Consider the following 12,812-nt stretch of genomic DNA (forward strand, 5'->3'; position numbering starts at 1 on the left):
CGCCGGCCATTGATGCGCCCGTGTGGTTGCATTGACAACAGCCGGGCCGTTCTATACGGTGGACGCCCGTTCCAATGTGTCCTGCCTGCCCATGCCACGCAAAGCCGCCCAGCTGTCCGAAGCCGACAAGAACGCCGCCGATGGCGGTGCGATTGCCGTCGATCGGGCGCTCTTCGTGCTGTCGGTCTTCCGTGAGGGCGACACGTCGCTGGGCCTGGCCGAATTGGCGCAGCGCAGCGGCCTGTACAAGAGCACGCTGCTGCGGTTGCTGGCTTCGCTGGAACATGCACGGCTGATCCAGCGCCTACCCGACGGCCGCTACGCGCTTGGCTCCGAAGTGGCACGGCTCAACGCGGTCTACGCGGCGTCGTTCTCGCTGGAGGGGGTGGTGATGCCGGCCCTGCGCGAACTGGTGCGCGTGACCCGGGAATCGGCCGCGTTCCACGTCGAGCAGGGCGAGCACCGCCTGTGCCTGTATCGCGTCGATTCGCCGCAGCCGGTGCGCGACCATATCCGCGCCGGCGACCTGCTGCCGCGTAACCGCGGCGCGGGCGGACGCGTGCTGCGGGCCTTTGCCGGGGCGCGTGGCGAGATCTACCAGCGGATTCGCGACGAAGGCGTGATCGCCATGGTGGGCGACCGCAGCCCCGATATCGCCGGCGTGTCCTCGCCGGTGTTCGGCCCCGGTGGCGAACTCAAGGGGGCGCTGACCCTCACCTGCCCGACGCCGCGTTTCAGCGAGGCCTTCCGCGATCAGGTGCTGGATGCCGCCCGCGCATTGACGCTGGCACTCGGCGGCACGTTCCCGGAGGTCAGGCCGGCCAGCGCCGGATCGTTGACGACCACCCCGCCGCAGGACGACTGAGCATTCCGCCCAGCGCGATCCACAGGGTGCAAACCATTGCAAAAATGCGACGGGTACCCGGCTTGCCGGGGGTGCGCCCCGGCCGGTGAGCGGGCTATGATGCGTGCTTTCGCCGCTTCTTGTGCTGTCCATTCGCGGCGTTCCCATTCGCTGTTCTTCACGTCCGGTCACCCAGCAAGGGTTAACGTGCATAACGGCAGCCGCCCCCGGTAGCTTTAAGAGGAAACGGATTCCCGTGCACCTGGCTCAGCAGACGATTCTGGTCGTCATGATGGTGGTGTTTTCCAGCACGCTGGTCATGGCCGCGGGGCTGGTGCTCGCGTTGCGCGCCAGCGAGGCAGGGCGCCTGTGGGCGGTCGGGCATGTGGTGGCATCGGGCGCCGGTCTGGTGGTGGCCGCCAGCGTCGCCGGCGAATCGCTGCAGCTATCGGCGCTGGGCGCCGGGGCCTATCTGATTGGCCGGCTGACCATCTATCGTGGCGTGCGTGTCTATTACGGACTGGCGGACCGTGCGCTGCCGTTGCGCATCGTCGGCCTGATCACGCTGGTGCTGCTGGTGCTGATGTCCGGCCTGTCGGACGGCCGCGTGCTGCTGCACGGCGTGGCCTACGGCATGCTGGCCATGATCTCGTTCAGTACCATCGTCACGATGTTGCGCAGCCGCCGCGGCCGCACCAGCATCGGCGGGCCGCTGGTGCTGGCATCGCACCTTGTGCTGCTTGGATCGCAGGTGGCGGCGCTCAGCTACGGCGCCGCGTTCAAGGGGCTGGCCATCACGCCGTTCTTCCTGCAGACCAGTGCGTCGATCTGGCCACTGGCGCCGCTGGTGGCCGTGCTGCTGGGCCTGTTCGGCTTCAGCCTGATGGCGATGGAACAGATCATCGCCCGTAACGAAAGCGGCGCGCGCCTCGATGCGCTGACCGGCCTGCTCAATCGCGGCGCGCTGGACATGACCGCGATGGGTTTGGTGGCGCGCTGGCAGCGCGACGGCGACCCGCTGTCGTGCCTGGTGATCGACGTCGACCATTTCAAGCGTGTCAACGACCGGCACGGCCACCACGCCGGCGACCAGGTGCTGCGCGACATCGCCGCCGCGCTCGACAACTCGCGGCGCGCGTCGGACATTGCCGCGCGCTACGGCGGCGAGGAATTCTGCATCCTCTGCCCGCATACCGACGAGCATCAGGCCACGGCCCTGGCCAACCGTATCCTGCGCAAGGTCAGGGCGATTGCGTTGCCCGATGGCGACGGCCCCGGCTGCGGCCATGCCAGCGTCAGCATCGGCGTGGCACAGCTGCATGGCGGACCGTCGAGCCGCGACGGCCTGTGGCGCAGCCTGTTCGCCGAAGCAGACCGTGCGCTCTACATGGCCAAGCAGCGCGGCCGCGACCAGTTCGTGCTGGCCTCCAGCATGCGGCCCGACGACCCCCCCGAGCCCGCCGTCCCGGCCGGGCAGGACTGCGTCACCGCGGCGTGATGGCGGCCTGACGCCACGCCGACTCCACGTCCTCCGCCGGCAGCTGCCGGGATATTGGGATAAGCTTGCCCGCTACGCTGCAAACATCCTGATCCCCCCCACAAGAATACGGAGACGTGCGTGACCGATTATCACTATGGCGTGGCGAACCCCGCCGACATCGCGGGCATGACGGGCAAGGCCGTGCTGGAGGCCATCGTCGAAGGCCGGCTGCCGCAGCCGCCGATTGGCCAGGCGCTGGGTTTCTGGCTGGTCGAAGTGGGCGACGGGTTTGCCGCGTTCGAGGGCGATCCGGGTGTGCATCTTCTCAATCCGATGGGCACCGTGCATGGCGGCTGGGCGCTGACGCTTATCGACAGCGCCACAGGGTGCGCGGCCAATTCCGTACTGCCTGCGGGCACCGGCTACACCACAGTGGAAACCCGCGGCAATTTCTCGCGCGCCATCAAGCCCGATACCGGGCGCGTGCGTGCCGAAGGGCGGGTCATCACGCAGGGCCGCCAGATCATCACCGCGGACTGCCGCGTGACCGATACCTCGGGCCGCGTGCTCGCGCACGGCACATCCACACTGCTGGTGCTGCAGCCGCGCTAGCGGGTCCGGGACGGTCTGACGCTACAGCACGCGCCCGAACCACCATAGCGACAGCAGCCCCGCGCACGTTGCCAGCAAGGCGCCCAGCGCGGCAAAGAACGCGGTGACCTCGATCTGGTCGCGCTTGCCATGGGCCAGCCGGGCGTTGATGGCGCGGTACACGGTCTTGAGCCGCGACGCGTCTTCCAGCCGGAAGTACTCGGCACCGGTGGCGTCGGCCACCTGCTTCAGCACCTGTTCGTCGAGTTTGACCCGGGCCGACATGCCGTCGGCCTTGAGCACCACGCCTTCGACGGTGCCCACGCCCACCGTGTAGATGCGCACGCCGTGGGCGGCAGCCAGCTGGGCGGCCTGCATTGCGGCCGGGCCGGCATTGCTCTCGCCGTCGGAGAACAGCACGATCGCACCGGCCGCGTAGGAGCCCGGCGCGACGGGCTCGTCCGTATCGACCGGCCCTGATTTCGGAATGGGGCCGTCCTCGTTCATCAGCCGCGCCGCGTCTTCCGTCAGTTGCGGCATCAACGTCGTCAGCGCAATCAGCAGCCCGTTGCCCAGCGCCGTGCCGCCCTGTGGCTGCAGCTTGTCGATGGCGGCGGCCACGTCGTCCTTGCGGCGGCTGGGCGCCTGCGCCACGGCCGCGGTGCCCGCCATCGCCACCACGCCCGTACTGACGCCGGACGGCTGCGCATCGAGCAGCACCTTGGCCGCGCCCTGCGCGGCGCGCAGGCGGCTGGGCTTGACGTCCTGCGCGCGCATGCTGCCCGACAGGTCAATCACCAGCACGACCGTCTCGATCCGTGATGGCAAAACCATCACCGCCTGAGGGCGGGCGATGGCCACTACCAGTGCGGTCAGCGCCAGCAGCGCGAATACGGGCGCCACATGCCGGCGCCAGTTCGCCGGAGCCTTGCCGGTGGTGTGGGCCGCGCCTGCCATGCCGGCGACGCGCAAGGCCGGGTATTGCGCGGCAGCGCGGCGCCGGCGAGCATCGAGCCACAGGTAGCCCGCGCCCAGCAGCAGCACGAGCGCCAGCAGCCACAGCATGGCCGGCCACAGGAAGCTCAGCACCGGCATCCGGTTCAGCGCATCGATCATGCGATGCCCCTGACGGCGTCGCGCGCGGCGCCAGGCCGGCGGCTGCGCTGGCGCGCGAACTGCAGCAGTGCCAGGTCCAGGCGGGTGTCGGTGGACAGGGTCAGGCAGTCCACGCCGGCACGGGCAAAGCCCAGGCGCAGTTCGGCCTCCCGGGCCTCGGCGATCGCCGCGAAACGCTTGCGAAAGCCCTTGTCGTGGGTATCCACCACCATCTGCTCGCCGGTTTCGGCGTCCTGCATCACCACCACGCCCAGGTCGGGCAGTGCCAGCTCCAGCGGATCGACCAGCCGCACGGCTACCACTTCGTGGCGCCGCGCCAGCATCGCCAGCGATGCCTGCCAGCCGGGCGCGCTGATGAAGTCCGAGACGACAAACATCACCGAGCGGCGCTTCGCGACGGCGCGGGCACGCTCCAGCAGGTCGCGCAGGCGGGTGTCGCCCGGCGATGCGGCTGGCGTGGCGTGCATGCGGTGCAGCAGATGCATCAGGTGGCGGCGGCCGGCGCGCGCCGGCACCACCGCTGCAGAGGCATCGGCCGCGCCGCCGTACAGCACGGTGCCAACGCGATTGCCGTAGCGGGTCAGCAGCAGTGCCATGACGGTGGAAAAATCGGCCAGCAGGTCGCGCTTGCGCACCGTGCCGGACCCGAAATCGACCGATGCGCTGAGGTCCAGCAGAAACCAGGCCGCCACCTCGCGATCCTCTTGGTACTCGCGCACATGCGGCGTCTGCAGCCGGGCCGTGACGTTCCAGTCGATATGGCGCACATCGTCGCCGGGGTGGTACTCGCGCAGGTCCGCCAGATCGAGCCCGAAGCCGCGAAACAGCGTGCGGTAGTCGCCCTGCAGCAGGCCGTCGAGCCGCCGGACCACGGTCCATTCCAGCCGGCGCAGCAGCGCGTCGGTCTGGCTGGCACCCACGCGCGCCACGCCGTCTCCGGCGACGACGCCTGTCGGGCCGCTTTGGCGCCGCCTAGCGCCCAGCCGCCCGAACATGGGATTCCATGGGCCGTTCCGGCACCGGCAGCGCCTTCAGGATGCGGGCAATCAGCTGGTCGGCCGTCACCGCATCGGAGATCGCCTCGTACGACAGCACGATGCGATGGCGCAGTACGTCGGGCACCAGGTCGGTCACGTCCTCGGGCAGGGCATAGTCGCGGCCGCGCAGGTACGCCAGCGCGCGCGCCCCTTCGATAAGGCCGATCGTGGCGCGCGGGCTGGCCCCGAACGACACGTAACGCTCCAGATCGTCCAGGCCATGGCTGGCGGGTTTGCGCGTGGCGGCCACCACGCGCACCGCGTACTGGATCAGGCCCGGGTCCACGTACACCTTGCGGCACTCTTCCTGCAGTCCGGCCAGGTGCTCGGGCGTGGCGATCGCGTTCACGCCGATGCGCGGGCCGGTCACGCGGTTGACGATCACGACCTCTTCTTCCTCGGTGGGATAGCCCACCAGCACCTTCATCATGAAGCGGTCCACCTGGGCCTCGGGCAGCGGGTAGGTGCCCTCGGTCTCGATCGGGTTCTGCGTGGCCATGACCAGGAACGGTGCCGGCACCGGATGCGATTCGCCGGCAATGGTCACCTGTTTCTCCTGCATCACTTCCAGCAGTGCACTCTGTACCTTGGCCGGCGCGCGGTTGATTTCGTCGGCCAGCAGCAGGTGGGCGAACACCGGCCCGCGCACCGTGGAGAACTCGCCGGTGCCCTGGTTGTACATGCGGGTGCCGATCAGGTCGGCGGGCAGCAGGTCGGGCGTGAACTGGATGCGCTTGAACGATCCGCTCATGGTCCGTGCCAGCGTGTTGACCGTCAGCGTCTTGGCCAGGCCGGGCACGCCTTCCACCAGCAGGTGCCCGCCGGCCAGCATGGCCACCAGCACCCGTTCCAGGAAGTGGTCCTGTCCCACCACCACGCGCTTCACCTCGTACAGCAGGCGTTCCATCAGGTTGGCGCTGTCGATGGCGCCGCGGGCTGGGTCGTTCATGGGCCTCCGCGTCTAGAAGGGAGATGATCCAAGGGCCATGCCGGCACTTTCGATCGTGATGGCAAAGCCGATACCGAGAAAGGTGCCGCTCGGGTTGGGGTTGAGGATGGCGGTGACGATGCCCACCACCTCGCCATTCATGTTCACCAGCGGCCCCCCCGAATTGCCGGGATTGGCCGCCGCATCGAACTGGATCAGCTTGTCGAGCTTCTGCTTGCGGTCCGGCGACACGAACTGCCGGTCAAGCCCGGAGATCACGCCGGCGGACACCGACGGGCCGATGCCGAACGGAAAGCCCACCGCCACCACCTCCATGCCCGGCGCCAGATTCTGGCTGGACCCGAGCGTGGCGGCCGGCAGGTCGTCGGGGATCGATTTCGGCTGCACGATGGCCAGGTCCTTCTCGGGCATCGCCTGCAGCAGCGAGGCTTCCGATGTCTGGCCGTTGTGGAAGGTGACCTCCAGCCGGCTGGCGTCGGCCACCACGTGGTAGTTCGTGATGATCGTGCCGGTTTCGGTGACGACCACGCCGGACCCGATGTGGCGGGCTTCGGACCGGGCTTCGGGCTGCTCGCTGCGCCGGGGTGGATCGGTCGCGGCGGCTTCATCGCGCTGCGGGCTGGCGTTCGGGGCCGCCTTCGGCGCGGCCTTCTGGGCGGCTTTCGATCTGGCGTCGGGCGGATCGCGCTTTGCCTTGGCGGCGGGCGGCGGGTCGGGTGCCTTGTCGGGCGCGTAGCTGCGGATCTCGACCACCGATTCGCGGATGGATTCGGCGGCCCGGGCGGCCTGGGATGGCAGCGTCTTGGTCTGCAGCGTGTGCAGCACGGCGGCGTCGATGTCGGCCTGCGTGAGCTTGCGCGGCGGCGGCTGAGCCAGCCACGAAACCGATGCGCCTGCGGCAAATATCAGGACGACGGCCACTGAAACCAACCCGTAGATCGTCACCCGTTTCATCGCAGCCCCCGGTTCCGTCGCGCCTTAAAAAATACAGTACCATCCTCTTACTCACGCGCCAAGGAGCAGGGCATGCAGTTTCTCTGGCCGCAAATGCTCTGGCTGCTGCTTTTGCTCCCACTGCTGGCAGCCGCCTACGTGTATCTGATCGCACGGCGCAAGAAGGCAGCCCTGCTTTATGCCAGCCTTGCATTGCCGCGCGCCGCGCTGGGGCCCGGCCAACGCCTGAGGCGCCACATTCCCCCCGTTCTGTTCCTGCTGGCACTCGGTGCCGCCTTGCTGGCCTGCGCGCGGCCCAGCGCCACCATCACGCTGCCTTCCGACACCATCACGCTGGTGCTGGCGATGGATGTGTCGCGCAGCATGGAGGCCACCGACGTGGCGCCCACGCGCATCGCCGCCGCCCAGCAGGCCGCGCGTGACCTGGTGGTGGGGCTGCCGTCGAGTGTTCGGCTGGGCATTGTCTCGTTCGCCGCCACCGCCGCGGAAGTGCTGGCCCCGACCGATAACCGCCAGGACATGCTCGACGCGCTCGACCGCTTTCAGCTGCAGCGCGGCACGGCCACCGGCAGCGGCCTGATACAGGCCCTGGCCGTATTGTTTCCCAATGATGGCATCGACCTCGAAGCCGTCCTGTTCAACGACGGCGCACCATTGCTGGGCAGGCCCGCCCCGTCACTTGACGAAGCCGCTGCGGCAGACGCCGCGCGCAAGCGGGCGAAGGAGCGCGCGCCGGTGCAGCCGGGCTCGTACCGGCACGGCGCGGTCATCCTGCTCAGCGACGGCCGCCGTACCACCGGCCCGGACCCGCTCGACGCTGCGCGCATGGCCGCCCAGCGGGGCGTACGCGTGTACACCGTGGGCTTTGGATCGGCGCAGGGCGGCGTCGCCGGCGAGCCGGTGCTGTCCTACTTCATGCAGCTCGACGAGCCCTCCTTGCGCGCCGTCGCCAATATCACCGGCGGCGAATATTTCCAGGCCGGCTCGGCGGCCGACCTGAGCCGCGTGTACCGCCAGCTCAGCGCACGTTTTGCGCTGGAGCGCAGGGAGACCGAAGTCGGCGCGCTGTTCGCGGCGGTCGCCGGCCTTCTGCTGGTGGCGGCATGTGCGCTTTCCATCCTCTGGTTCCGGCGCTGACCCGCGTTATGTGGGCTACCGCACCAACTGCGCACAAATGGCGGCTTTTCGGACAGTGCTGCATTGCGGCATGACTGCTTAACTTTACCGAAATGTGTCAAACGGCTGTGCCGCAGAGCACTTGCCGACCCAGTCCCATACCCGGAATTTTCCGCCGACGATCGCGCAGCCGCGCGACGCCGGGAATGTTCTTTTTTTGCCTTGGTGGGGGAGACATGGAGCAGTCCGATACGCTTGCGGCAGCCGGGCCGGAACCTGTAACGGCGGCCCGCTCGCCGATGGCCACGCCACGGCGGCATCCCGAAGCGCGGGATGGTCGTGGCCACGACTACCTGCAACGCCTCCGGCCCTATCTGAAGGCGGGGGCTTGCGTGCAGGATGGCTGGCTTCCCCGGGCGCCGATCCGCTATACGCGCGGCATGCTCGCCAATGCACACTACTTCAGCCATCCCAGATGGATGGACGACTGGCTAGCCAATGTCCATCGCTATCCGCAATGGCGCGAACGCTGGCATGCCGTGACGGGACCGCTCGACGGCAAGGTACTGGTGGACGTGGGTTGCGGCCCCGGCAATGTGCTGGCCACGCTGGGCGGCGCGCCGCGCGTGGCCATTGGCGTCGACGTCGCGGAGGGCAGCCTGCAGCGCGCAGCCGGCGTTGGCTATGTCCCGCTGCAAGCCGATGCGCACGACATGCCGCTGGCCACGGGCATTGCCGACATCGTGGCCATCAACGGGTCGCTGCACCACTGCGACGACATGGCCGCCGTGCTGGTCGAAGCCGCGCGGCTGGTCAAGCCGGGCGGGGTGCTGATCACCGACCATGATCCCCAGTTCACCGCGTGGAACTTCCGCGGCCTAGCCATGCTGATGTGGCGGCTGCGCGTGCCGATCTACCGCTGGCTCAAGCGCGGCGGTCACGCGGCCGCCGATAACGAGCAGTACTGGGCGTTGGCAACCGAGTTGCATCACCGCCCCGGCGATGGTGTGACCGAGACCTTTCTGCGCGGCGTGCTGGAGCCACGCGGATGGCAGGTGAGGGTGCTTCCGCACAATCACATGGTGGGGGCCGAAGTATTCGACGGGCAGATCGGCCCGTCGCCGTGGAAGATTCGCATGGCGCAGCGCCTGTCAGGCATCAGGCCGGGCACACCGCAGGCGGCGATGAGCCTGTTCTGCGTCGCGCGGGCACCTTCTTCCACGCCGATGCGGAGGTAGCATTTCGGCCGCTGTGATGGGGCAGACCATCAAGGGATGGCTGGGCTGGTCATAGCGCAAGCACGATCTTCCCGCCGCGCGCGGCACGCGAGCAGCACGACATCATCCGGTTGTTCGCGTCGCGCTCGGTGCGGGTGAGCACGACGTCGCGGTGGTCGATGTCGCCATCCAGCACGCGTACCTCGCACGATCCGCACAGGCCTTCCTCGCAGTCGCTCTGCACGTCGATATTGGCGCGGCGCAGCGCGGTGAGCAGGGTCTGGTCGGCCGGAACGTCGAGCGTGAGGCCCGAATCCTTGAGCTCGACGGTGAAAGGCTGTTCTTTCGATGGGTCCAGCGTGCCGAGTGTGGAGCTGAAGTGTTCGACGCGCAGCGTGTCCTCGGGCCAGTTGGCGCAGCAGGTTTCCAGTGCCTCGATCATCCGCGCCGGGCCGCAGGCATAGACCTGCGTGCTGGCGTCCGGGCTCCCGAGCAGCCGGGCAAAGTCGGCGCGGTGGCCTTCATCGGCCGCATGGACGTGCAGGCGGTCGCCGTGCAGCGCGGCCAGTTCATCAAGCAGGGCCATGGCCTGGCGCGACCGGCCGCAGTAGTGGAATACGTAGTCGATGCCGAGTTCGCGCGCGCGCCGCGCCATGGCGCTGACCGGCGTCACGCCGATGCCGCCGGCCACGAAGATGGCCTTGCGGCAGCTTTCGTCGAGCCGGAAGTGGTTGCGCGGGCCGCGCACCTTGAGCTTGTCGCCGACGCGCAGGTTGGCGTGGATCCAGGCCGAGCCGCCACGGCTTTCCGTCTCGCGCAGCACGGCGATCTCGAACACATTGGCATTGGCCGGGTCGCCGCACAGCGAATACTGGCGCGAGATGCCGGTGTGGCCGCATTCGACGTCGATATGCGCGCCGGGCGTCCAGCGCGGCAGGGGACGCCCGTCCTGCGACGCCAGCCGGATACGCAGCACGTCCTGCGCAGCCGGCTCCACAGCCTCGACCACCAGCGTGCGGCCGATATTGCCGGTGGGCTCGCCGATGCGCACCGCGTCGCGGGGTGCCAGCACGGCGGGGTCGGTGCGTTCCGGATTTTGCGCCGGGTCCCATTCCACCCACAGGTGCTCGGGGCCGCGGAACGACGTGTTGGGCACGTAGGTGAAGTGCTGGTCGGCCAGACGCAGGTGCGGCAGGCGGCTGGTCAGCTCTTCGAGGAAGATCTGCATCTCCATGCGCGCCAGATTCTTGCCCATGCACTGGTGCGCACCGTACCCGAAGGTGAGCTGGTCGCTGGCGTTGTCGCGGTGGATGTCGAACAGGTCGGCATCGGAAAAGTGCCGCTCGTCATGGTTGGCCGACGATGTCACGATCAGCAGTTTGCTGCCGGCCGCCAGCGGGATGCCGCCCACCTCGGTGTCCCGCGTCACCACCCGGCGCCACGCGGCCACCGATCCGTTGTGCCGCAGGCATTCCTCGACGGCGTTGGGAATCAGCGCCGGGTCTTCGCAGATCTCGCGCCAGACGTCGGGGTGCTGCAGCAGCAGCTTGATCGCATTGGCCGATGCATTGGCCGTGGTCTCGTGCGCGGCCACGATGCCGGCCATCATCATCGAGTGCAGGTACGAATCGGTGACGACCTCGGGCAGTTCCTTCTGCTTGCGGATGCCGTACTGCATCCAGCCCGCCCCCGACGGGTCTGCACGCATCTTGTCGAGGATGCGGCCCGCCAGCTGCCAGAAGTTGCCCACGGCATGGGCCACGGCCACCTGTTCCTCGGGCTTTGGCCGGCCCCAGGTGTTCACCGTGTGGGCGATCGAATACTGGCGCAGCAGGTCCATGTCTTCCTCGGGCACGCCGAGGAAGTGCAGGGCGACGGTCAGCGGCACTTCCCAGAGCATCTGGTCCACCAGATCGGCGCGGCCATCGTCGATGAAGCGGTCGACGTATTCGCGCGCCAGCCGGCGCACCAGCGGTTCATGGTGCATCAGTTCCGCCGGGGTGAACGGCTCCATCAGCGCGCGGCGGCGCGGCATGTGGGCCGGTTCGTCCTCGTTGACCAGCGTCCGGTTCATCGCATAGCCATACGACGCCAGCACGGCGTTGGCTTCGTCGCCGGTGGGCGTGATCTTCTCCAGCGCGATGGCCGGGCTGAACGTGAGGTGGTCGCGGAAGATCGCCTTGATGTCGTCGAAGCGGGTCACCACCCAGTAGCCCAGTTTCGGGCTGTAGAACACGGGTTCCTGCTCGCGCGACCAGCGCACGTAGTCGGGCGGATCCTGCTGGTAGCCGTCCTCGAACGGATCGAACGCCGCGGCGTTGTGGCTGACCGGGCAGCCGTTCGGCGCCAGAACAGGGGATGCGCCGGCGGCGCGCAGTGCGGTGTGGTCGATCGGGCAACCCGCGCCGTGCGCGGGTGGGGTGGACTGCGTCATGCGGAACTCCAGCTACGGGCGGTGGTGCGTCAGTCGAGCGAAATCTTCAGATCCTGGATCAGCCGGGTCCAGCGCGCGGTCTCGCTGCGCAGCAGGTCGCCAAACTGGGCCGGGGTGTTGCCAACGGGCTCCACGCCGAAGTCGACCAGCTTCTTGTGGATGGCGGGGTCTTTCACGGACGCCACGACTTGCCGGTTCAGCGTGTTGATGACCTCGGGCGGGGTGGCGGCCGGCACCACCATGCCGACCAGCGCGGCGGCTTCCACGTTCTTGTAGCCGAGTTCGGCGAAGGTCGGCACGTCGGGCAACTGGGGCAGGCGCGTGGCGTTGGCCACCGCCAGCGGGCGCACCTTTCCGCCCTTGATAAAGCCCGCACCGGCGGCGTAGTCGACCATCATCGCGGGAATCTGGCCGGCGGCCACGTCGGACAAGGCCGGCGCCGCACCGCGATACGGCGCGTGGGTCATGGTCAGGTGTGCTTCGGTCTTGAGCAGCTCCATCGCCAGATGGTGCGGGCTGCCGGCGCCGGCCGATCCGTAGTTCACGCCGCCCGGCGTCGCCTTGACCTGGGCGATGAAGTCCTGCGCGGTCTTGGCCTGGGTGCCGGGGCCGACCACCAGGATCATGGGAAAACGGCCCAGCAGCGTCACGGGCGCCAGGTCGCGCGTGGGGTTGTACGAAAGCGTCTTGTACAGCGCCGGATTGAACACCAGCGTGCCGTTGTCGGCCGACAGCACCGTGTAGCCGTCGGGCGCCGAGCGGGCGGTCTCGGACGCGCCAATCGCGGTATTGCCGCCCGGCTTGTTGTCCACCACCACCGGCTGGCCGACGCGGGCGGACAGCCCCTGTCCGATGGTGCGCGCCAGGAAATCCGATCCGCCGCCGGCCGGGTAGGGCACGATCCACCGGATCGGCTTGGCAGGCCACGCGTCGGCGGCATGTGCGCCGGTGACCACTGCAAAGGACAGCGCAAGCAGCGCGATGGGGCGGAATCGGGGCATCGGTCGTCTCCTCGGTATTTGGCCGGATAGTGGTGGGCCTGTTTTGCGTAAATCATATACGCATTGCGTAATC

General features: G+C 68.5%; 11 protein-coding genes. 5 read left to right on the top strand and 6 right to left on the bottom strand.

The window, feature by feature from the left end; genetic code table 11:
* Window positions 1-91 precede the first annotated feature (91 nt).
* The 3 genes from AC3G88_RS15390 to AC3G88_RS15400 all read left to right on the top strand — a co-directional run bounded on the left by AC3G88_RS15390 (window position 92) and on the right by AC3G88_RS15400 (window position 2,936).
* Window positions 92-865, top strand: a complete 774-nt coding sequence (locus tag AC3G88_RS15390) for an IclR family transcriptional regulator (protein ID WP_488771904.1) — start codon at window positions 92-94, stop codon at window positions 863-865.
* A 235-nt stretch (window positions 866-1,100) separates the two neighbouring features.
* Entirely contained in the window at window positions 1,101-2,342 is a 1,242-nt protein-coding gene (locus AC3G88_RS15395) for a GGDEF domain-containing protein (protein WP_488771903.1), read from the top strand.
* A gap of 120 nt (window positions 2,343-2,462) precedes the next feature.
* On the top strand, window positions 2,463-2,936 hold the full coding sequence (locus AC3G88_RS15400) for a PaaI family thioesterase (RefSeq protein WP_249641023.1): 474 nt from the start codon (window positions 2,463-2,465) through the stop codon (window positions 2,934-2,936).
* A 21-nt stretch (window positions 2,937-2,957) separates the two neighbouring features.
* On the opposite strand, the gene AC3G88_RS15405 is transcribed toward AC3G88_RS15400, so the two are convergent.
* The 4 genes from AC3G88_RS15405 to AC3G88_RS15420 are packed head-to-tail and all read right to left on the bottom strand — an operon-like array spanning window position 2,958 to window position 6,971.
* A complete protein-coding gene (locus tag AC3G88_RS15405) occupies window positions 2,958-4,031 on the bottom strand; it encodes a VWA domain-containing protein (protein ID WP_488771902.1) in 1,074 nt (357 codons plus the stop codon).
* Window positions 4,028-5,026 carry a DUF58 domain-containing protein gene (locus AC3G88_RS15410; RefSeq protein ID WP_488771901.1) on the bottom strand — a complete coding sequence of 333 codons (999 nt, stop codon included), beginning with the start codon at window positions 5,024-5,026 and terminating at the stop codon, window positions 4,028-4,030. The genes AC3G88_RS15405 and AC3G88_RS15410 overlap by 4 nt, the downstream gene beginning before the upstream one ends.
* Window positions 5,004-6,017 carry an AAA family ATPase gene (locus tag AC3G88_RS15415; RefSeq protein ID WP_488771900.1) on the bottom strand — a complete coding sequence of 338 codons (1,014 nt, stop codon included), beginning with the start codon at window positions 6,015-6,017 and terminating at the stop codon, window positions 5,004-5,006. Before AC3G88_RS15415 ends, AC3G88_RS15410 begins: the two co-directional genes overlap by 23 nt.
* 12 nt (window positions 6,018-6,029) lie before the next feature.
* Window positions 6,030-6,971 carry a S1C family serine protease gene (locus tag AC3G88_RS15420; RefSeq protein WP_488771899.1) on the bottom strand — a complete coding sequence of 314 codons (942 nt, stop codon included), beginning with the start codon at window positions 6,969-6,971 and terminating at the stop codon, window positions 6,030-6,032.
* A gap of 72 nt (window positions 6,972-7,043) precedes the next feature.
* Between AC3G88_RS15420 and AC3G88_RS15425 the strand changes: the two genes are divergently transcribed.
* Complete coding sequence (locus AC3G88_RS15425; RefSeq protein ID WP_488893468.1) at window positions 7,044-8,108, top strand: VWA domain-containing protein; 1,065 nt, start codon at window positions 7,044-7,046, stop codon at window positions 8,106-8,108.
* Window positions 8,109-8,323: 215 nt separating this feature from the next.
* Window positions 8,324-9,325 (top strand): class I SAM-dependent methyltransferase, encoded by a 1,002-nt coding sequence (locus AC3G88_RS15430; RefSeq protein ID WP_488771897.1) that lies wholly within the window; start codon window positions 8,324-8,326, stop codon window positions 9,323-9,325.
* Window positions 9,326-9,374: 49 nt separating this feature from the next.
* Here the strand turns inward: AC3G88_RS15430 and AC3G88_RS15435 are convergent, their stop codons facing one another.
* Window positions 9,375-11,738, bottom strand: a complete 2,364-nt coding sequence (locus AC3G88_RS15435; protein WP_488771896.1) for a cytochrome P450/oxidoreductase — start codon at window positions 11,736-11,738, stop codon at window positions 9,375-9,377.
* Window positions 11,739-11,767: 29 nt separating this feature from the next.
* Window positions 11,768-12,739 carry a Bug family tripartite tricarboxylate transporter substrate binding protein gene (locus tag AC3G88_RS15440; RefSeq protein WP_488771895.1) on the bottom strand — a complete coding sequence of 324 codons (972 nt, stop codon included), beginning with the start codon at window positions 12,737-12,739 and terminating at the stop codon, window positions 11,768-11,770.
* Window positions 12,740-12,812: the final 73 nt, after the last annotated feature.

The organism is Cupriavidus sp. 86D6 (assembly GCF_057815095.1).